23 protein-coding genes are annotated in these 18,971 nt (G+C 67.2%); 7 read left to right on the top strand and 16 right to left on the bottom strand.

Annotation, left to right across the window (positions count from 1 at the left end; translation table 11 throughout):
• The first annotated feature begins 2 nt into the window (after positions 1 to 2).
• The gene (locus G5V65_RS13965) at positions 3 to 275 is read left to right on the top strand and encodes a hypothetical protein (RefSeq protein ID WP_165051248.1); all 273 of its coding nucleotides are present in this window, start codon (positions 3 to 5) and stop codon (positions 273 to 275) included.
• 211 nt (positions 276 to 486) lie between these two features.
• On the opposite strand, the gene G5V65_RS13960 is transcribed toward G5V65_RS13965, so the two are convergent.
• The 3 genes from G5V65_RS13960 to edd all read right to left on the bottom strand — a co-directional run bounded on the left by G5V65_RS13960 (position 487) and on the right by edd (position 3,558).
• Complete coding sequence (locus G5V65_RS13960) at positions 487 to 948, bottom strand: VOC family protein (RefSeq protein WP_165051180.1); 462 nt, start codon at positions 946 to 948, stop codon at positions 487 to 489.
• 63 nt (positions 949 to 1,011) lie between these two features.
• Positions 1,012 to 1,650, bottom strand: a complete 639-nt coding sequence (gene eda, locus G5V65_RS13955; RefSeq protein WP_165051178.1) for a bifunctional 4-hydroxy-2-oxoglutarate aldolase/2-dehydro-3-deoxy-phosphogluconate aldolase — start codon at positions 1,648 to 1,650, stop codon at positions 1,012 to 1,014.
• 102 nt (positions 1,651 to 1,752) lie between these two features.
• Entirely contained in the window at positions 1,753 to 3,558 is a 1,806-nt protein-coding gene (gene edd / locus G5V65_RS13950) for a phosphogluconate dehydratase (RefSeq protein WP_165051176.1), read from the bottom strand.
• Positions 3,559 to 3,810: 252 nt separating this feature from the next.
• Here edd and G5V65_RS13945 point away from each other — a divergent pair, with 252 nt between their 5' ends.
• From G5V65_RS13945 to G5V65_RS13935, 3 genes are read left to right on the top strand one after another with little or no spacing between them, the layout of a single operon-like run.
• Positions 3,811 to 4,491, top strand: coding sequence for a DUF6778 family protein (locus tag G5V65_RS13945; protein ID WP_165051174.1), 681 nt, complete (start codon positions 3,811 to 3,813; stop codon positions 4,489 to 4,491).
• 40 nt (positions 4,492 to 4,531) lie between these two features.
• Positions 4,532 to 5,788: an RSP_2647 family RNA methyltransferase gene (locus G5V65_RS13940; RefSeq protein ID WP_165051172.1), complete on the top strand. Its 1,257-nt coding sequence runs from the start codon at positions 4,532 to 4,534 to the stop codon at positions 5,786 to 5,788.
• A complete protein-coding gene (locus G5V65_RS13935) occupies positions 5,788 to 6,348 on the top strand; it encodes an RSP_2648 family PIN domain-containing protein (RefSeq protein ID WP_165051169.1) in 561 nt (186 codons plus the stop codon). The genes G5V65_RS13940 and G5V65_RS13935 overlap by 1 nt, the downstream gene beginning before the upstream one ends.
• Here the strand turns inward: G5V65_RS13935 and G5V65_RS13930 are convergent.
• The 7 genes from G5V65_RS13930 to G5V65_RS13900 all read right to left on the bottom strand — a co-directional run bounded on the left by G5V65_RS13930 (position 6,324) and on the right by G5V65_RS13900 (position 12,103).
• Entirely contained in the window at positions 6,324 to 7,028 is a 705-nt protein-coding gene (locus G5V65_RS13930) for a M48 family metallopeptidase (protein ID WP_165051167.1), read from the bottom strand. The genes G5V65_RS13935 and G5V65_RS13930 overlap by 25 nt on opposite strands.
• Positions 7,029 to 7,080: 52 nt before the next feature.
• A complete protein-coding gene (locus G5V65_RS13925) occupies positions 7,081 to 7,674 on the bottom strand; it encodes a DedA family protein (RefSeq protein ID WP_165051165.1) in 594 nt (197 codons plus the stop codon).
• The gene (locus tag G5V65_RS13920) at positions 7,671 to 8,003 is read right to left on the bottom strand and encodes a hypothetical protein (protein ID WP_165051163.1); all 333 of its coding nucleotides are present in this window, start codon (positions 8,001 to 8,003) and stop codon (positions 7,671 to 7,673) included. The genes G5V65_RS13925 and G5V65_RS13920 overlap by 4 nt, the downstream gene beginning before the upstream one ends.
• Positions 8,000 to 9,181, bottom strand: a complete 1,182-nt coding sequence (locus G5V65_RS13915; RefSeq protein WP_165051160.1) for a vWA domain-containing protein — start codon at positions 9,179 to 9,181, stop codon at positions 8,000 to 8,002. The genes G5V65_RS13920 and G5V65_RS13915 overlap by 4 nt, the downstream gene beginning before the upstream one ends.
• 9 nt (positions 9,182 to 9,190) lie before the next feature.
• On the bottom strand, positions 9,191 to 9,355 hold the full coding sequence (locus tag G5V65_RS13910) for a hypothetical protein (RefSeq protein ID WP_165051158.1): 165 nt from the start codon (positions 9,353 to 9,355) through the stop codon (positions 9,191 to 9,193).
• Between the two features lie 47 nt (positions 9,356 to 9,402).
• On the bottom strand, positions 9,403 to 10,785 hold the full coding sequence (locus G5V65_RS13905) for a DUF2927 domain-containing protein (protein ID WP_165051156.1): 1,383 nt from the start codon (positions 10,783 to 10,785) through the stop codon (positions 9,403 to 9,405).
• 478 nt (positions 10,786 to 11,263) lie between these two features.
• Complete coding sequence (locus tag G5V65_RS13900; protein ID WP_165051246.1) at positions 11,264 to 12,103, bottom strand: AAA family ATPase; 840 nt, start codon at positions 12,101 to 12,103, stop codon at positions 11,264 to 11,266.
• Positions 12,104 to 12,274: 171 nt separating this feature from the next.
• Between G5V65_RS13900 and dksA the strand changes: the two genes are divergently transcribed.
• Positions 12,275 to 12,697: an RNA polymerase-binding protein DksA gene (gene dksA, locus G5V65_RS13895; protein ID WP_165051244.1), complete on the top strand. Its 423-nt coding sequence runs from the start codon at positions 12,275 to 12,277 to the stop codon at positions 12,695 to 12,697.
• A gap of 89 nt (positions 12,698 to 12,786) precedes the next feature.
• On the top strand, positions 12,787 to 13,968 hold the full coding sequence (locus G5V65_RS13890) for an FAD-dependent monooxygenase (protein WP_165051154.1): 1,182 nt from the start codon (positions 12,787 to 12,789) through the stop codon (positions 13,966 to 13,968).
• 128 nt (positions 13,969 to 14,096) lie between these two features.
• Here G5V65_RS13890 and G5V65_RS13885 read toward each other — a convergent pair whose 3' ends face one another.
• The 4 genes from G5V65_RS13885 to erpA all read right to left on the bottom strand — a co-directional run bounded on the left by G5V65_RS13885 (position 14,097) and on the right by erpA (position 16,605).
• Positions 14,097 to 14,414 carry a hypothetical protein gene (locus G5V65_RS13885; RefSeq protein ID WP_165051152.1) on the bottom strand — a complete coding sequence of 106 codons (318 nt, stop codon included), beginning with the start codon at positions 14,412 to 14,414 and terminating at the stop codon, positions 14,097 to 14,099.
• A gap of 222 nt (positions 14,415 to 14,636) precedes the next feature.
• On the bottom strand, positions 14,637 to 15,419 hold the full coding sequence (xth, locus tag G5V65_RS13880) for an exodeoxyribonuclease III (protein WP_165051150.1): 783 nt from the start codon (positions 15,417 to 15,419) through the stop codon (positions 14,637 to 14,639).
• Between the two features lie 52 nt (positions 15,420 to 15,471).
• Complete coding sequence (locus G5V65_RS13875; RefSeq protein WP_165051148.1) at positions 15,472 to 16,191, bottom strand: hypothetical protein; 720 nt, start codon at positions 16,189 to 16,191, stop codon at positions 15,472 to 15,474.
• A gap of 81 nt (positions 16,192 to 16,272) precedes the next feature.
• Positions 16,273 to 16,605 carry an iron-sulfur cluster insertion protein ErpA gene (gene erpA / locus G5V65_RS13870; protein WP_165051147.1) on the bottom strand — a complete coding sequence of 111 codons (333 nt, stop codon included), beginning with the start codon at positions 16,603 to 16,605 and terminating at the stop codon, positions 16,273 to 16,275.
• 76 nt (positions 16,606 to 16,681) lie between these two features.
• Here erpA and G5V65_RS13865 point away from each other — a divergent pair, with 76 nt between their 5' ends.
• Positions 16,682 to 17,872 (top strand): deoxyguanosinetriphosphate triphosphohydrolase, encoded by a 1,191-nt coding sequence (locus G5V65_RS13865; RefSeq protein ID WP_165051145.1) that lies wholly within the window; start codon positions 16,682 to 16,684, stop codon positions 17,870 to 17,872.
• Here the strand turns inward: G5V65_RS13865 and G5V65_RS13860 are convergent.
• Positions 17,851 to 18,339, bottom strand: coding sequence for a disulfide bond formation protein B (locus G5V65_RS13860; RefSeq protein WP_165051143.1), 489 nt, complete (start codon positions 18,337 to 18,339; stop codon positions 17,851 to 17,853). The genes G5V65_RS13865 and G5V65_RS13860 overlap by 22 nt on opposite strands.
• Positions 18,336 to 18,923 carry a YqaA family protein gene (locus G5V65_RS13855; protein WP_165051141.1) on the bottom strand — a complete coding sequence of 196 codons (588 nt, stop codon included), beginning with the start codon at positions 18,921 to 18,923 and terminating at the stop codon, positions 18,336 to 18,338. The genes G5V65_RS13860 and G5V65_RS13855 overlap by 4 nt, the downstream gene beginning before the upstream one ends.
• Positions 18,924 to 18,971: the final 48 nt, after the last annotated feature.

Raw genomic sequence — 18,971 nt, 5'->3', positions numbered from 1 at the left:
CCGTGCGGCTGGAAGAGGCGGATCCGAAGGGGCTGGTGCGGGAAAGCTATCGCATCGAGGGCATCACGCCGGGGGAATGCCGGTCGATCCTGGTGGACTGGGCGCTGAGCCTGCCGCTGGATGCGCCGATGAAGGACGCGATCCGCACGGTGATGGCGGAATATGCGCTGGGCGCACCGGATCATCCGATGTCGAAGGTGCTGCAGGACGGGCTGATGACGCCCGATGCGCCGAAGCGGCGCGGCGGGCGCGCGGCGCGGGTCGGGGGCGCGTGAAGCGATTTCTGACGCAGAAATCGCGCCGAAATCTGGCGCAGATTTCGGGGGGCGACCCGGATGACGTGCGAGCGGCGCGGGTATGGGGCGTGTGAAGCGATTTCTGACGCAGAAATCGCGCCGAAATCTGACGCAGATTTCGGGATTGATCCGGTCGGGGGCCGGAAAATTCTGCGTCAGAATTTTCCGCGATTCTTGCGTCAAAAATCGCCTAGCCGCGGGCGGCGGCTTCGAGGGCGGCGACATCCAGTTTGACCATGCCCATCATCGCCTCGGTCACCCGGGCGGCGGCCGCGTCATCCGCGGCCTGCATCAGGCGGATCAGGCCACGCGGGATGATCTGCCAGGACAGGCCGAAGCGATCGGTCAGCCAGCCGCAGCGCATCGCCTCGCCCCCTTGCAGAAGCGCGTTCCACAGAAGATCCACCTCGGCCTGGGTATCCAGATGCACCTCGATCGAGGCGGCGGGGGTCAGGCGGTGATGCGGCCCGCCGTTGAGAAAGCTGTAGCGCTGGCCCAGAAGCGAGACATGCAGAAGAAAGACCCCGTCGCCGCCACGGCGGGGAAAGCTGTGGATGATCTTCGAGCCGGGCAGGAGCGCGACATAGGTTTCCGCGGCCTCTTGCGCCTGATCGTCGAACCAGAGGCAGGTCTGGATGGCTGGTCCGGTCATCGCGTCCCCCAGCGTTGCGGATCATTCCGAGAATGATCGCAACGGGGGAGTCGGGCAAGCCATTCAGCGCAGCGCCCGCGCCTCGGCTGCCAGCCGGGTGATGGCGGCCCAGTCGCCCGTGGCCATCGCCTCTTTCGGGGCGACCCATGAGCCGCCGACGCAGAGGATGTTCTTCAAGGACAGGTAATCGGGCGCGTTCTTCAGGCTGATGCCGCCGGTGGGGCAGAATTTGACCTGCGGGATGGGCGAGCCGATGGATTTCAGGAAAGCCGCACCGCCCGACTGTTCGGCGGGGAAGAATTTCTGCACCGTGTAGCCGCGCTCGAGGAGGGTCATGATCTCCGTGGCGGTGACCGCGCCGGGGAGGAGGGGGAGGCCCTCATCCTCGCAGGCCTTGATGAGGCTGTCGGTCGCGCCGGGGGAGACGCCGAAGGTGGCGCCTGCGCGTTTCGCGGCCTTGACGTCGGCGGGGGTCAGGAGGGTGCCTGCGCCGACCGTGCCGCCTTCGACATCGGCCATGGCGCGGATGGCGTCCAGTGCGACGGGGGTGCGAAGGGTGACTTCCAGCGCGGGCAGGCCGCCCGCGACGAGGGCCTTTGCCAGGGGGGCGGCATGGGCGAGGTCGTCGATCACGAGGACCGGAACGACGGGGGCAAGTTGGCAGACTTTCAGCGCGGCGGCGGATTGTTCGGCGGGGGTCATGGGCTTTCCTTTCGGCGGTTCGCTTGTGGCGAGCGCCGGGGGTTTTGCACCCCCGGACCCCCGCAGGATATTTGAAGAACAGATGAAGGGGGGCGGTTCCTGTCAGACGACGACGGCGCCCCCCGTTTCGGCGGGGCCGACATTGCGGCGGAAGGCTTCGAAGAGTTCGCGCCCGATGCCGAAGCCGTTCGCCGTGAGATCGGCGGTGACGGGGCTCCGGCTGTCGAAATCGGGGGCGAGGACGGTGAGGGTGCCTGCGGTGGCATCCAGGCGGATGATGTCGCCGTCGCGCAGGCGGGCGAGGGGGCCGCCGGAGGACGCCTCGGGAGAGACATGGATGGCGGCGGGCACCTTGCCCGATGCGCCCGACATGCGGCCATCGGTGACGAGGGCCACCTTCAGCCCGCGCTCCTGCAGGACCGAGAGGGTGGGGGTGAGGGAATGGAGTTCCGGCATCCCGTTGGCCTGCGGGCCCTGGAAGCGGACGACGACCACGGTGTCAGAGGTGAATTCGCCGCGCTTGAAGGCGGCCTTCACATCGTTCTGGTCGTGGAAGATGCGGGCCGGGGCCTCGATCACATGGCGTTCGGGGGCGACGGCAGAGATCTTGATGACGCCGCGGCCGAGGTTGCCGGTCAGTTGCCGGAGGCCCCCTGTCGCCTGGAAGGGATTGGTCGCCGGGCGGAGGATCTTGTCGTTGAGCGTTTCATTCGCGCCATCTTCCCAATGCAGCTTGCCATCCCTGAGCTTCGGTTCCTGCCGGTAGAGCGAGAGGCCGTCGCCTGCCACCGTCTTGGCATCGGGGTGCAGGAGACCCGCATCAAGGAGTTGGCCGATCATGTAGGACAGGCCCCCCGCCGCGTGGAAATGGTTCACGTCGGCAAGGCCATTGGGATAGACCTTGGCCATCAGGGGGACGACTTCGGAGATATCGGCGAAATCCTGCAGGTCGAGGATCACGCCCGAGGCGCGGGCCATGGCGGGCAGGTGCAGCACGAGGTTGGTGGAGCCACCGGTGGCCATGAGGCCCACGAGGCCGTTCACATAGGCGCGTTCGTCGAGGATTTCGCCCACGGGGCGGTAGTCGTTGCCGAGCGCGGTGATCTGGGCCGCGCGGTCGACGGCGGCCGTCGTCAGCGCCTCGCGCAGGGGGGTGCCGGGGTTCACGAAGGAAGCGCCGGGAAGGTGGAGGCCCATGAACTCCATCAGCATCTGGTTGGTGTTCGCCGTGCCGTAGAAGGTGCAGGTGCCGGGGCCGTGATAGGAGGCCATTTCCGCTGCCATCAGCTGATCGCGCCCGATTTCGCCTGCGGCATAGGCGTTGCGGATGCGGGCCTTTTCATCGTTCGGCAGGCCCGAGGTCATGGGGCCTGCGGGGACGAAGATCGAGGGGACATGGCCGAAGGTGGCGGCGGCGATGATGAGGCCCGGAACGATCTTGTCGCAGACGCCGAGGTAGAGGGCAGAATCGAAGGTGTTGTGCGACATGGCCACACCCGCCGCGAGCGCGATCACGTCGCGCGAGAAAAGCGAAAGCTCCATCCCCGGCTGGCCCTGGGTCACGCCATCGCACATGGCCGGAACGCCGCCCGCCACCTGGGCCGTGGCACCGGCCTTGCGGGCGGCGTCGCGGATCAGGGCGGGGTAGGTTTCGAAGGGCTGATGCGCCGAGAGCATGTCGTTATAGGCGGTCACGATCCCGATATTCGGGGCGCGGCCTGCGGCGAGGCTGTCCTTGTCCGCCCCCATGGCGGCATAGGCATGGGCCTGGTTGCCGCAGGCGAGGTGGCCGCGTGCGGGGCCTTCGGTCGCGGCGCGCGAGAGACGGTCGAGATAGGCCCCCCGAAGATCGGCAGAGCGGGCGCGGATGCGGTCCGTCACGCGGGCGATGGCGGGATTGATCGACATGGGCTTCTCCTTCGGCGGCGGCTGGCAGGGTTCTAACAGATTCTGTTAGCGCTAACAACCTCAACGGACGCCTGCAATATGGGCGGCTTTCCGCGCCATTCTAGCGCAGCGTTGCGCGGATGGCGATGATCGGGCCGATTGTTTCCAGATCGGCGCTAAATCTTGGAAATGTTCTGCCGTTAACCAATTTCGGCCACATTCGATTCGCATACCTCGTCCCATCAGTATGGGCGGAGGCCCGGAGGTATGCATATGAACAGTTTCAAGAAGATCGCCGCTCTGGGCCTTGCCCTGGCACTTTCGGCCTGTGTGAGCAGCGAACCGGCAAGCCGGAGCCTGAGCAATGATGCCCTGACGCTGGCATCGCGGGGGACCGGATCCATCCCGGAGACCGGCGCGCGCGTCGTGGCGCCGCTCTACTCGATCAGCGATATTCAGGTCTCGGTGCCGCGTGCCCTGCGCGTGTCCGAGGCGAATGTGTTCTATCCCATCGCCGATATCGTGTGGCGCGGGGATGCGCCCGGTGACCGTCATCAGCAGATCGGGGCGATCTTCCAGGCGGCGGCCAGCCAGGCGGCGGCCACGATGAAGGGGCCGCGCGCGGCGGTGCTGAAGCTGGAACTGGTGCGCTTTCACGGCGTGACGGAAAAGACCCGTTATACGGTGGGCGGCACGCATAACATGGTCTTTGATCTGACGGTTCTGGATGCCGCGACCGGCGCGGTGATCGACGGCCCGCGCCGCGTGACGGCCGATGCCAAGGCGGCAGGCGGGCAGGCGGCGATCCTGGAGGAACAGTCCGGCCGGACCCAGAAGGTCGTGGTGACCGAAAAGCTGGTCGAGACGCTGCGGCGCGAACTTTCCGGTGCGGTAACCGATCCGGCGCTGGTGGCGCGCGCGACGCAGGACCCGACGCAGCCCGTGCTGCGCTGAGGCTTTCGCACATTCGCAGGACTTGGTAAGGGGGGGCATGATGTCCCCCCTTTCTTCCATTGCCGGTGACGGCCCCGCCCCCGAACATCCCGCGCCCGGAAACCCCTTCGGGGATCGCCCGGTGGTGCGGCTGAAACCCAAGGCCGAGGCGCGGGCGATCCGGCACGGCTTTCCCTGGGTCTATGCCGATGAACTTGTGATGGACCGGCGGACGGGGAATATCCCGCCCGGCGCGCTGGCCGTGCTGGAGGATGGCGAGCGGCGGGCGCTGGGCCTTGTCACTGTCAATGTGAAATCGAAGATCGTGGCGCGGATGCTGGACCGTGATCCCGGCGCGGTGGTGGATGAGGCGTGGTTCGCGGCGCGGCTGTCCCGCGCGCTGGAGCTGCGCGCGCGGCTGCATGAGGCGCCTTTCTACCGGCTGGTCCATGCCGAGGCGGATGGATTGCCCGGCGTGGTGATCGACCGGTTCGGCGATGTGGCCGTGGTGCAGCCCAACGCGGCCTGGGCCGAGGCGTTGCTGGAGCCCCTCGTGGCGGCGCTGCGGGCGGTGACGGGTGTTTCGACGGTGATCAAGAACGGGACCGGGCGGTCGCGGGGCCTTGAGGGGTTGGCGGAGGAGACGGTTGTCCTGTGCGGCGGGGTCGCGGGGCCGGTGGCGGTGCCGATGAACGGTGCCACCTATATGGCGGATGTCACGGGGGGGCAGAAGACGGGCCTCTTCTATGACCAGCGGCCGAACCATGCCTTTGCCGCGCGTCTGGCAAAGGGGGCGCGGGTGCTGGATGTGTTTACCCATGTGGGCGGCTTTGCCCTGGCGGCGCTGGCGGGTGGGGCGGAAAGCGCGCTGGCCGTGGATGCCTCGGCGCCTGCGCTGGCGCTGGCGGAAGCGGGGGCGCGGGCGTCCGGTGTGGCGGATCGCTTTGCCGTGCGGCAGGGCGATGCCTTTGCCGTGCTGGAGGCGCTGGCGGCCGAGGGGGAGCGGTTCGATCAGGTGATCTGCGACCCGCCCGCCTTTGCGCCGGCAAAGCCTGCGCTGGAGGCGGGGCTGCGCGCCTATGAGCGGATCGCGCGGCTGGCGGCACCCGTCGTTGCGCCGGGGGGGTATCTGGTCCTGTGTTCCTGTTCCCATGCGGCGGACCTGGCGGCCTTTCGCAATGCATCCGCGCGGGGGATCGGGCGCGGGGGGCGGCGGGGGCAGTTGTTGCACACGGGCTTTGCCGGGGCGGACCATCCGATGTTGCCGCAGCTGGCAGAGAGCGGATACCTCAAGTCGCTGTTCTTCCGTCTGGATTGATGCGGGCGGTTCTGGATGCCTGCGTGCTGTTCCCGCCGGTGTTGCGGGATCTGCTGCTGGGCATGGCCGAGGCGGGGCTTTACGAGCCGAAATGGTCGGAGCGGATCCTTGAGGAATGGGCGCGGGCCACGGTGAAGCTGGGGCCTGCCGCCGAGGCGCAGGCGCGGGGTGTCGCCGTGCTGATGCGCGAGGTGTTTCCCCGCGCGATGGTGGCGGCGGCGCCGGGGGTAGAGGCGCGGCTGGTGCTGCCCGATCCGAACGATACCCATGTGCTGGCCGTGGCCATTGCCTGCGGGGCGGATGCCATCGTCACCTTCAACGCGGCCGATTTTCCCCGCCATGTGCTGGCGGCGGAAGGGGTGGCGCGGCGCGATCCGGACGGGTTCCTGTGGGAGTTGTGGTCAGGCGACCCCGGCAGGGCGGGCGCGGTGATCGCGCGGGTGCATGCCCGGGCCGAGGAAATGGCGGGGGGGACTGTCTCGCTCAAGGCGCTGCTGAAACGGGCGAGCCTGCCACGGCTGGCGAAGGCCGTCACTCAGGACGGCAGCCGCGCGGGTTGAAGCCAGCGGCGTTCGTTCGCCTCGATCTGGGCGATGCGGTCGGCGCTGCTGGGATGCGACAGAAGCCAGGCGGGCATGTCGCCGCGGTTCGCCTTTGTCATCGCATCCAGCTTGCGGAACAGCGATTTCTGCGGCGCGGTGCCGATGCCGGACTTGATCAGCAGGGCGGTGGCATAGGCATCCGCCTCATACTCGTCGCGCTGCGAGAGGCGGGCGGCGAGGGCTGCGGAAATGAGGTTCGCGATCCAGAAGCCGATGAAGGGCAGGAAACGGTTCAGCACCGCCGACAGCACGACGAAGACGGCGTTCTGGCCGGTGAAGTCGATCATCCGCCGCCGTGTATGGCCAAGGGCGACATGGCCCATCTCATGCGCGATGACGGCGGCGAGTTCCTCGGCCGTCACCTCGCCGCGCACCTTGCGGTTGAGAAAGCCGCGCGTCAGGAAGATGCGCCCGTCGGGCGCGGCGAGGCCATTGACAGGCTCCACCTCGAACACGTGAACCGGGATGGCGGGGATATCGAGCGCGGCGGCCATGCGGTCGGCCAGGCGGGTGACGGAGGGATCGGTCAGCGGGCGCGACTGCTGATCCAGCATCTTCGCCGTCCGCCAGACGGAAAAGCGATACATCATCAGCGCATAGCCGATGGCGATGAGGGTGGGGATGATCAGCGCGGCCATGGGGCAGGATATGGGGGTTTTGCCGCCGATGGAAAGGGGGGCAGGCGGCCCGTCAGGGCCTTTCCTGCCCGTTGCGCCAGAGGATGCGGCCAAGGATCACCGCCGTGACCGCGGCCCCGATGGCGGCGGCCAGATTGCCCAGGACGGCCCCCAGTTCCTCGATATCCGTCGAGAAGGTGTAGCCGAGCCCGATATAGATCGACACCCAGATGCATTCGCCCGCGATGGCGGGCAGGGTGAAGCCCGCCCAGTTGATGCGCGCGGCGCCGGCGGCAAAGTTCACGTAGGGACACAGCGCCGAGACCAGCCAGCGCGACAGGAAGATCGCGGGCAGGCGGCGCTGTTCCAGCCACGACACGGCCCTATCCAGCAACGCGGCCGTGCGGCGGCGGCGTGACAGGCGGTCGATCAGGCGGGGGCCTGCGGCGCGGCCCAGCCAGTAGCCCGCCTGATCGCCGAGGCTGGCCCCGACCAGCGCCCCGATCCAGAGCGGCAGCGGATCCAGATCGCCCGCCATGGCAAAGGCCCCGGCGGCCAGCATCACCAGCGAGGCCGGGATGGGCAGGGCGAGGCAGGCGAAGAAGTTCATCACCGCGATCAGGAGCGCGCCCCATTCCGGCACAAGGGTCAGCAGCGTGTCGGTCATGGCGCGCCATCCTGCGCGTCGATCAGCGCCTGCACGGCATTGATCAGATCGGTGACCGGCACATCCTGTTCGCGGGCAAGGGAATAGAGCGGCTGGCGCGCATCGTCGCGGTCGGTGGTGGACAGCAGCGCGGCGAGATCGTCACGCTCCAGCCCGTAGCTGCGGGCGATGTAGCGTGGCGTCATCCAGCCCGCGACGGGCTTTTCGGCGCGGTTGGACAGGATCAGCGCCATGTCCACGGCCCGCCAGCCGAAGAAGAGGCTGGCCAGCACCGCCAGGCAGAAGGCCAGCGTGATGCCCGGATTGCGCTGCCAGATGCGCCGGATCATCGCAATTCCCTTAGCCCGCGCGCGATGCCATCCAGCGTCATGGGCACCATGCGGCCTGCGAAGATCTCGCCGATCAGGCGGATCGACTGGGTATGGGGCCAATGCGCCTGTGGCACGGGATTGATCCACAGATGCCGGGGCCAGCGCGCGCAGGCGCGTTCCAGCCATGTGCGGCCCGACTCGCGGTTCCAGTGTTCATTGGCCCCGCCGGGATGGGTGATCTCGTAGGGCGACATCGAGGCGTCGCCCACGAAGAAGCAGTGCCAGTCGGGGCCGTAGCTGTTCATCAGGTCCATCGTCGGGGTCTGGTCATCCCAGCGGCGGCGGTTGTCGCGCCAGACACCCTCATAGAGGCAGTTGTGGAAATAGAAGGGGGCGAGATGCTTGAATTCGGAACGGGCGGCGGAGAACAGTTCCTCCATCACGCGGATATGGGGATCCATGCTGCCGCCGATATCAAGGAAGAGGATCACTTTCACGGCATTGCGGCGTTCGGGCCGGGTCTGCACATCCAGCCATCCGCGATCGGCGGTGGCGCGGATCGTTCCGTCGAGATCGAGTTCCTGCGCCGCCCCGTCGCGCGCCCAGCGGCGCAGGCGGCGCAGCGCCACCTTGATGTTGCGCGTGCCAAGTTCGACCCTGTCGTCGAGATTGCGGAAATCGCGGCGATCCCAGACCTTGACCGCGCGCTGGTGGCGGCTGCGGTCCTGCCCGATGCGCACCCCTTCGGGATTGTAGCCATAGGCGCCGAAGGGCGAGGTGCCGGCGGTGCCCACCCATTTCGATCCGCCCTGATGGCGGCCCTTCTGTTCCGCAAGCCGCTTGCGCAGCGTCTCCATCAGCGTGTCAAAGCCGCCAAGGGCGGCGATCTGCGCACGCTCTTCCTCGGTCAGGTGCTTTTCGGCCAGTTTCTCCAGCCAGTCGCGGGGCAGGTCGATGGCGTCCAGCACATGGTCGGGGGTGATCCTCTCAAGCCCGTTGAAGCTGGCGGCGAAGGCGCGGTCGAAGCGGTCGAGATGGCGTTCGTCCTTGACCATGGTGGTGCGGGCAAGGTGGTAGAAGCCGTCGACATCATAGGTCACGATCCCGGCAGCCATGCCTTCGAGAAAGGCCAGATATTCGTGCAGAGAGGCGGGAACCCCTTCCTTGCGCAAAGCCTGGAAGAAGGGCAGGAACATGGTCGCGCCCTAGACCATGCGGTCGATGAACAGGGTGACGAAGAGGCCCAGCACGGCAAAGGCGATGCCGAAGCCTGCGCCATATTGCAGGGCATCCAGCCGCTTTCCGCCTGATTTCAGGGCCTTGCGCGCCCCGATGATGGCGCCCAGAACGAAACCTGCGATGACGATCATTCAGCCTTGCCCCTGTCCTTGCCGTGACGGGGCGCAGGCCGGACCGATCAGCCGCGGCGGCCGGATGCGGCCAGACCGGCGATGTCGGACAGCCGCGCCCTGACCTGCGCATCCGTGCCGAAGCCATAGCGCGCCCAGCCCAGACTGTCGAGACGGGCCGCCTCTGCGGCGTCATCGCGGCCAAGGGCGACATTCGCCTCGGACCGGATCATCAGCAGGGTGGCCAGCAGCGCCGCATTCTCGGCCCGGCGCACCACGGGGATGGCGCGGTCCGTCAGGGCGAGCGCCTCGGCGAAATCGCCGCCGGCCAGGGCGAAGGCGGCAAGCTGCATGTCGACATGGGCGGTGCGCACCTCGCCGCCGGGCTGGCCCTGCCAGATGCGGCGGGCTTCGCGGAAGGCGCGGGCGGCGGTGTCGCGGTCATGGCCGACATTGGCGCGGCCCACGGCGAACCAGGAAAAGGCCAGGCGGTTGTCATTCCAGCCCTGTGCGCGGGCGATGGAGAGCATCCTGTCGGCGGCGCTGCGGCGGGCAGCATCCGAACCGCGGGCGCCAAGCGCCTTTTCCACCGCCTCGATCCAGGGGCGGGGGGCGATGGCGGCATTGCCGCCCGCGCCACGGCCTTCGCCCGCGGGGTTCAGGCGGGCAAGGATCGCGGGCAGGCGGGCGGCCACTTCGGCCCGGGTCATGCCATTGGCAAGGGCCGGGTCATTGTAGACGCGCAGGACCAGCATGTCGAAGCCGGTGAGGACGGTGTGGAAATTGTCATCGTTGAAGACGCTGTCGGGCAGGCGGTAGAGATCGTTCAGCGGGCCGATGGCCTGGGCCAGTTCCTCGTGCAGGCAGTCGCGCACTTCCTGCGGCGAGGTGTCGGAGGGGGCGATGATCCCCACACGCTCGCGCCGCGTCAGGGTGGACCAGTCGGTGGCGCCCGTCGCGCGACCCGCGCGGTATTCGGCAAAGGACGACACGCGCGGCACCACGAAGCAGGCGGCGCTGGGCACGAGGCGGCGCATCGTTGCCTGCGGCTGGAAGTCGATGGTGATGGCGGCATTGCCGCCCGGCAGGGCGGGGCGGATGTCGATGCCCGCCTCGGCGCGCAGGCGGGCCATGACGCGGGCCAGATCGGGATGGGCGGTGGCCGGGACATCGCCCGTCAGGGCCACGGTGATGGGGCCGTCGAAGCGGGTCAGGACCGGCAGCGCGCGCCCGCTTTCCATCTGGAAGGCAAGGTCGAGGAAATCGCGGGCGATATCGGCGTTACCACGCGCCGCCTGCGGGGCGGGCTGGGCGGCAAATCCCTGCAGGGGCGCCAGGGCGGCGCCGGCGATGGCCGGAGAAGGCCGGTTCATGGCCACCTGGGCCACGGGGGCCGGGGCGCAGGCGGAAAGGATCAGGGAGAGGGCCGAAACGACCAGGGATACACGCATGAGTGGCAGCTCTGCTTTCATCTTGAACCATGGGCCCGAAGGCCCGACTGACATCCGGAACCGGCGGCAGCGCCGCCTGTTCCTTACCCCGGCCCTGACGATGCCCCCGCATCGTCGCGCCGGATCCATTCCCGAAACGCAAGAAATCCGCGTCCTGCGAAAGGGGCCTGCCTGCCGCGCGTGGCGGGGCGGAGGGCAGACTTCTGCACAGGGACACGGACACTTGGTTAACCATCGACTAGAGGAACGGATGAGCGGACTGTGGTGTTAGCAAGTGTCGGCAAGTGGGCGGTCTGGTGTCAATTCCGGGAAAAGTCTTGGACCAAGGTCGAACTACCGATCGCGCGGTGGCCGGGGCGGACCACTCCATCTGCGCGCGAACATCACGCAATATTTCAAAATGTGTCAGAAATTTGCCAATCCGTTATCGGAATGTGGCGGGAAGATGGCGGAAATCGGGCAAAAGCGGGCGATTCGCCTAGCGCGTGCCCCGGGCCATGAAGGCGAGTCTTTCGAAAAGGTGAACGTCCTGCTCGTTCTTGAGAAGCGCGCCATGCAGGCGCGGCAGGGCGGGGCCGCCCTCGCGGCGCAGATCCTCGGGCGAAAGATCCTCGGCCAGCAGCAGGCGCAGCCAGTCCAGCACTTCGGAGGTTGAGGGTTTCTTCTTCAGCCCCGGCACCTCGCGCAGTTCATAGAATTGCGTCAGCGCGGCGGTCAGCAGGGCGGGCTTGATGCCGGGAAAATGCACTTCGACGATGGCGCGCATCGTGTCGATGTCGGGGAATCGGATATAGTGGAAGAAGCAGCGGCGCAGGAAGGCGTCGGGAAGCTCTTTCTCGTTGTTCGAGGTGATGATCACCACCGGGCGATGGGTGGCGCGGATGGTTTCGCCGGTTTCATAGACGTGGAATTCCATCCGGTCGAGTTCCTGCAGAAGGTCGTTGGGAAACTCGATATCAGCCTTGTCCACCTCGTCGATCAAGAGGACCGCGCGCTGGTCGGCCTCGAAAGCCTGCCAGAGCTTGCCCTTGCGGATGTAGTTCTTCACGTCATGCACCCGCGCATCGCCAAGCTGGCTGTCGCGCAGGCGGGAGACGGCGTCATATTCGTAAAGGCCCTGCTGCGCCTTGGTGGTGGATTTGACATGCCATTCGATCAGATCCATCCCCAGCGCGCGGGCCACCTGCCGGGCGAGTTCCGTCTTGCCGGTGCCGGGTTCGCCCTTCACCAGAAGGGGACGCTGCAGCGTGACGGCGGCATTCACCGCAAGGGTCAGGTCTTCGGTGGCGACATAGCCGGAGGTTGAGGCGAATTTCATCATGTCTCGCGCAGGTCATGGGCGGGTTGGGCCGGACCCTAGCCGCGACGCGATTCCGTCGCAACTGCTAGTGACAATGTCCCTGCGATGGTCTAGATGCACCGCCAACAGGAGCGCGCGATGCAAGCAGACCCCCTGTCGGCGCGATCCGACCAGACGGAGAGAGCAGTGATGAAGCCCGAAGTGTTTCTTCCAGATGATTACCGCCCGGCGGAGGACGAGCCGTTCATGAATGATCGGCAGCTGGAATATTTCCGGCGCAAGCTGATCAACTGGAAGGCCGAATTGCTGGAACAATCGGCCGAGACGATCGACAACCTGCAGGACTCCGCGCGCAACGTGCCCGATCTGGCCGACCGCGCCAGCGAGGAAACCGACCGCGCGCTGGAACTGCGCACCCGCGACCGGCAGCGCAAGCTGGTGTCGAAGATCGACGCGGCGCTGCGCCGGATCGACAATGGGGAATACGGCTATTGCGAGATGACGGGCGAGCCGATCAGCCTGAAGCGGCTGGATGCGCGCCCCATCGCCACGATGACGCTGGAAGCGCAGGAAAAGCACGAGCGGCGCGAGAAGGTTCACCGCGACGACTGATCGCGGGTCGGCCCCTTGCGGGGCCGCGCGACGGGGCAGAAAGTGGCGCCGGACCTGCGGGTTCGGCGTCTTGCATTTCGGGGGTTGGAATGAGCCTGATCGGGCGGCAGGTGACGGTGCTGGGGGCGGGCGTGGCCGGGCTGGCGGTGGCGCGGGCCTTGGCGATGCGCGGGGCGGCGGTGACGGTGCTGGAACAGGCCGATGCCATCCGCGAGGTGGGGGCAGGCTTGCAGATCAGCCCCAACGGGGCGGCGGTGCTGCGGGCGCTGGGGCTGGGCGCGGCGCTGGAGGCGGCCTCGGTCCGGGCCTCGGCCGTGGTGCTGCGGGATGGGCTGGACGGGGCGGCGGTCCTGCGCATGGATCTGGCGCGGCTGCGGCCCGATCAGGGTTGGCATTTCCTGCATCGGGCCGATCTGATCGCGATCCTGGAGCGGGGCGCGCGGGAGGCGGGTGTGGAGATGCGCCTGTTGCAGAAGGTGGAAGCTGTTGATCTGGCAGGGGAAAGGCCCGTGGCCGTAACGGCGCAGGGCGGGCGGGTGGAGGCCGATCTGATGATCGGGGCGGATGGGTTGCATTCGCCCGCAAGGATCGCGCTGAACGGAAAGGTGGCGCCGTTCTTCACGCATCAGGTGGCGTGGCGGGCGGTGGTGCCGGGGGATGTTTCCGATCCGGCCGAGGCCGAGGTGCATATGGGGCCGGGGCGGCATCTGGTGAGCTATCCGCTGCGGGGGGGCGCCTGGCGCAACATCGTGGCGGTGGAGGAGCGGCGGCGCTGGGTCGAAGAGGGCTGGTCGCTGCGGGATGATCCGATGGAGTTGCGGCTGGCCTTCGCGGGGTTCGGGCCAAGGGTGCAGGGATGGCTGGACCGGGTGGAGGATGTCTGGCTCTGGGGGTTGTTCCGGCATCCCGTGGCGAAGGCCTGGCATCGCTGCATGCCTTTGGGATCATTGGCTATTCTGGGCGATGCGGCGCATCCGACACTGCCCTTTCTGGCGCAGGGGGCGAATATGGCGCTGGAGGATGCCTGGACGCTGGCCGCTGCCCTGGCCGGGCATGACGGGGATGCGGCGGCGCTGGCCGCATGGGAGGCGGCGCGGAAACCGCGCTGCGCGCGGATCGTGGAGGCCGCCAATGCCAATGCGCGGAACTATCACCTGTCGGGGGCGAAGCGGGCCATCGGGCATGGGGTGTTGCGGCTGGGCGGGACGGTCGCGCCGGGCATGGCGCTGAAGCGGTTCGACTGGCTTTACGGGCATGACGTGACCCGGTGAGGCGTGCCGCGCCCGGTGCAGCACGGCGGTGCAGCAGGGCGTATGCACTGGGCGGCTCCGCGCGGGGTGGCCAGACGGGGGGCCGGGAGGCCCCAAGGCTCAGGCCCGGGGCAGGGGCACCCCGGGGATCATTCGTAGGTGAAGGTGGCGATTTCGCAGATATTCACCCCGGCGCGTTCCAGCACGTCGCCATCCTCGAACTCGGCGCGGAAGTCGAACATGCAGTATCCGGTCGAGTCGTCGAAATTGATGACGACGGAAGAGCCGGAGGGCAGGACATCCTCGCCCAGGATGTCTTCCTCCCAGCTTTTCGATCCGGTGTTGGAGCCGAAGAAGCGGACGATGGTGAAGCCGGTGTTGTTAACGATGGTTACCCGGCGGTCCAGTGCAACGGCGGGCAGGGCGGTGGCAAGGGACAGCGCGGCGATGAGGGTGAGGCGCAGCATGGCAGGCTCCGGCAGGGGATGACAGGGCGCAGGCTAGCCGGGCGGTGGCAGGCTGCAAGGCAGATGTTCAAAGGCAAAAGCGGCATCTGCCGCATGTGTTTTGCCCGCATCACGGAAGGCTGCGCACCCGGCGGACAAGGCGCGCACCGGGCTTTCCCCGGGGCGTCAGGATCTGCGGCCTGTTGCCTGATGGGGGGGAGGACCCGGGGCGCAGGGTTTGCCTCAGGCGTCCAGTTCCACCCAGACGGGGACATGGTCCGAGGGTTTTTCGCCGCCACGGACGGCCTTGTCGATTCCCGCCTCGCGCAGCAGATCGGCGCATTGGGCCGACAGCAGCAGGTGGTCGATGCGGATGCCGTTGTTCCGTTCCCATGCGCCTGCCTGATAGTCCCAGAAGGAATATTGCCCGGGGCGCGGGTCGCGGGCGCGGAAGGCGTCGGTGAGGCCCAGGTTGACGATCCGGCGGAAAGCGGCGCGGGTTTCGGGGAGGAAGAGGGCGTCGGTCACCCATGCCTCGGGCTTGGCGGCGTCCTGCGGTTCGGGGATGACGTTGTAATCGCCGCAGAAGGCAAGGGGTTCCTCGGTCGCCAGAAGGGTTTTCACCCGCGCTTCCATCCGGGCCATCCATGCGAGCTTGTAGTCGTATTTCGGCCCCGGCGCGGGGTTGCCGTTGGGCAGGTAGAGCCCGCAGACACGGATGGCGCGCCTTTCGCCGATGACGGTCGCCTCGATCCAGCGGGCCTGTTCGTCGGTGTCGTCGCCGGGAAGGCCGCGCGTCACATCCTCCAGCGGGAGTTTGGAGAGGATCGCCACGCCGTTGAAGGATTTCTGCCCGTGGGTTTCGACGCGGTAGCCCATGTCTTCGAAAATCTCACGCGGGAAGGCTTCGTCCACCGACTTGATTTCCTGCAGGCAGACGACATCGGGTTTCGCCTGCGCCAGCCATGCGGGCAGGGCTTCGATGCGGGCCTTGATGCCGTTGATGTTGAAGGTGGCGAGTTTCATGGGCGTCTCCCTTGCCCCCTCGTTCTAGGCCGGAGGGATGGGGGGAAACAAGTCAGCCTGTCGCGGCAAGGCCCATGCGGGCGGCGGAAAGCCAGAGCATGTCGATCCGGCGGAGTTCGGCGGGGTCGAAGCGGTGGGCCTCTTCCCAGTAGCGCCCCGAGGGGACGTGATAGCCGAGCGCGTCTTCGCGTTTGAGGGCGGCATCGGCGAGGCGGATGTCGAAGGGCATGGGGCGGGCATGGGCGGCGCGGTCGCGGGAGATGCGGGGGAAGATCAGGCGCGAGGGGCCGAAGGAGAGGTTGACCATCGCGCAGCCCTCCATCGCGGCAAGGATCATCAGGCGGGCGGATTTCGCCTCCAATGATTGAAGGGTGATGTCGGGGCGGAGGGGATCTGCGGTGCCGGCGCCGTAGAAATGGGTCTGCTGGCCCTTGGGATAGTGCATGTCGCAGCCAAAGGCCGCGATGACGCGGGGGTTGAGGGCATGAAGCGCCCAGTAGGCGGCGGTGAAGGCCATGGTGCCGCCCGCATAGACGAAGCCGCCGAAGGCGTTCTGGGCGGGGACGAAGTCGTCCTGCGTGACGGTGGTCTGGCCCGCGCGGGGTGTGGGGCGGCGATCCTCGGGGAAGTCCCAGGGGTGGATGTGATGCGTCCAGTCGGGGCGGACGGCATGGGCGTTGTTGATCGCAAGGATGGCGTCGAAGGGCGCGCGGGGCCAGTTGGCGGCCTCGGTCACGCTGGGGCCGGAGCCGAGCATCAGGACGCAGGTCATTGTTCCGTCTTCCCTTTCCCTTGGGAGGGAGAGGTTAGCCCGGCCCATCGGAAAGGCCAGTGCAAGATGCAGAGAATTGGATCAGATCGAGAAAGACGTACCGCAACCGCAGGAAGAAGAGGCATTCGGGTTTTCGATGACGAAACGCGCGCCGATCAGTTCCTCGGTATAGTCGATCACGGCGTTCGTCAGGAAGGGCAGCGACACGGCATCGACCAGCACCTTGGCCCCGTCCTTTTCAAGGATCAGGTCATCGGCGGCGGGATCGTCGAGCTTGATGTCATATTGAAAGCCCGAGCAGCCGCCCCCTTCCACCGCGACGCGGAGGGATTTCTGTTCCCCCGTCGCCTCGCAGATTTCGCGCAGGCGGGCATAGGCGCGGTCGGTGACTTTGGGCGGAAGGGCGAGGTCCATGAGGAAATCCGTGGTCCTTGGGGTGTGGTTGCAATATAGGCTAGGGGAAAAGGCGGAACAAGAACAGGCAGATCACATGCTCGCCCCCTATGCCTGCCAGCCCGACGCGTCGCGCGGGCGGCTGTTTCAGGAAAAGATGAGTTCCTTCCGGTCGCCGTTCCAGCGGGACCGGGACCGGATCATCCATTCCAGCGCCTTCCGGCGGTTGAAGCACAAGACGCAGGTCTTTGTGGAGCATGAGGGGGATTACTACCGCACCCGTCTGACCCATTCGATCGAGGTGGCGCAGGTGGCGCGGACGATTTCGGGCGTGCTGGGGTTGAACACCGATCTGGCGGAGGCCATAGCCCTGGCGCATGACCTTGGGCATACGCCATTCGGGCATACGGGGGAGGATGCGCTGGGGTTGCTGATGGAGCCCTATGGCGGGTTCGATCACAATGCGCAGGCGCTGCGGATCGTGACGCGGCTGGAGCGGCATTATGCGGATTTCGACGGGTTGAACCTGACATGGGAGAGCCTTGAGGGGATTGCCAAGCATAACGGGCCTGTGGTGGGGCCGAATGCGGACAGGAAGCATGAGGGGCCGTTGCCCTATGCCCTGGCCGAGGTGAATGCGGCCTGGGATCTGGAGTTGCACACCCATGCCAGCGCCGAGGCGCAGGTGGCGGCGATTGCGGATGACGTGGCCTATAGCCATCACGACCTGCATGACGGGTTGCGGTCGGGGTTGTTCACGGAAGATGACCTGATGGAGTTGCCGGTGACGGGGCCGGCCTTCGAGGAGGTGGACAGGCTTTATCCGGGGCTGGAGAAGATGCGGCGGCGGCATGAGGCGCTGCGGCGGGTCTTTGGCCGGATGGTGGAGGATGTGATCGCCGTGGCGCAGAACCGGCTGGCTGCGGCGCAGCCGAAGTCGGTGGATGACATAAGGCATCTGGGGACGACGGTGATCCGGTTTTCAAAGCCGCTGTATCAGGAGTTGAAGGCGATCCGGTCCTTCTTGTTCCACCGGATGTATCGCGCGCCTTCGGTGATGGAGGAGCGGGCGCGGGTGACGCGGTTCCTGAACGAGCTGTTCCCGCTGTTCATGGCGCGGCCGGAATTGCTGCCCGCCGAATGGCGCGCGGATATCGAGGCGGCGCGGGACGAGGTGACGCTGGCGCGGATCGTGGCGGATTACGTGGCGGGGATGACGGACCGCTTCGCCATCCAGGAACATGCGCGGCTGCTGGGCGGCGCGGATCAGGCCATGGAGCGCCGATAGGCCGCGACCCAGAGCATCGCGAGAAGCGCCGAGAGGATCACGTTCCAGCCCGCCATGGAGATGCCCAGCAGCGACCATGCGATTTCATCGCAGCGGATGACGGCGCCCACGTTCACGTCGGGGTTCAGCAGATCGGCGGTGGACAGGCCCGAGATCGAACTTGCGGTGCAGGAGGCGAGGCCCTCCCACCATTTCTGCTCCACCCCCACATGAAAGACGCCGATGGCCGCACTGGCCAGCGCCGCCAGCGCGCCCATCAGCGGCAGCAGGCGGCCCATCGTGCCGCGCGCCACAGCCAACGCGAGCAGGCCGATGAGGAGGGCCGCCGCATGGGGCCAGCGCTGCCAGAGGCAAAGCTGGCAGGGGGCAAGGCCGCCGAGATACTGGAAACCGAAGGCCCCCAGCAGCAGGGCGAGCGAGCCCCCGGCGGCAAGCAGGATGGTGAAGGCGCGGGTGTCGGTGATCATCGAAGAACCTCGAAGGCGATGAAGGCCAGCACGGCAAGCGCCGTGACGCCGAGGGCGATCCAGTTCAGGCGGGTTTCCAGAAACGCGGTGATCCGAAGCCCGTAACGCCGAAGAAGGACGGCCAGAAGGAAGAAGCGACCGCCGCGCGCGACGATCGCGGACAGGATGAACAGCTTCAGGTCGAAGGCAACCACCCCTGACAGGATCGTGACCACCTTCATGGGCGGAATATGCGTCAGCCCCGATGTCACCAGCATCACGAGGATGGCCAGGCTGCCGGTTTCCCCGCGCAGTGCCTCGAACGCTGCTTCCTTGCCGTAGAATTCCAGCAGGGGGCGGGCCAGCGCATCGAAGGCCCAGACCCCGATCGCCCAGCCGAAGATCCCCCCCAGAACCGAAGCCACCGTCGCGATCAGCGCATAGCGCATCGCGCGGTCGGGCCGCGCCAGGCACATGGGCAGGAACAGCACATCGGCGGGAATGGGAAAGACCGAGCTTTCGGTGAAGGACACGACGGCCAGCGCCTTGTCGGCATGGCGCGAGGCGGACCAGCGCAGGGTCATGTCATAGAGTGCGCGCAGCATCCCGGCCCTCGTTCATTCTTGTTGCGCGCTTCGATCATGCGGCCGGGT

Origin of the sequence: Paragemmobacter kunshanensis (assembly GCF_011059185.1) — a bacterium.
Lineage (GTDB): Bacteria > Pseudomonadota > Alphaproteobacteria > Rhodobacterales > Rhodobacteraceae > Paragemmobacter > Paragemmobacter kunshanensis.
Note: the sequence above shows the minus strand (reverse complement) of the source record. Positions and strands in the feature narration are given on the sequence as shown.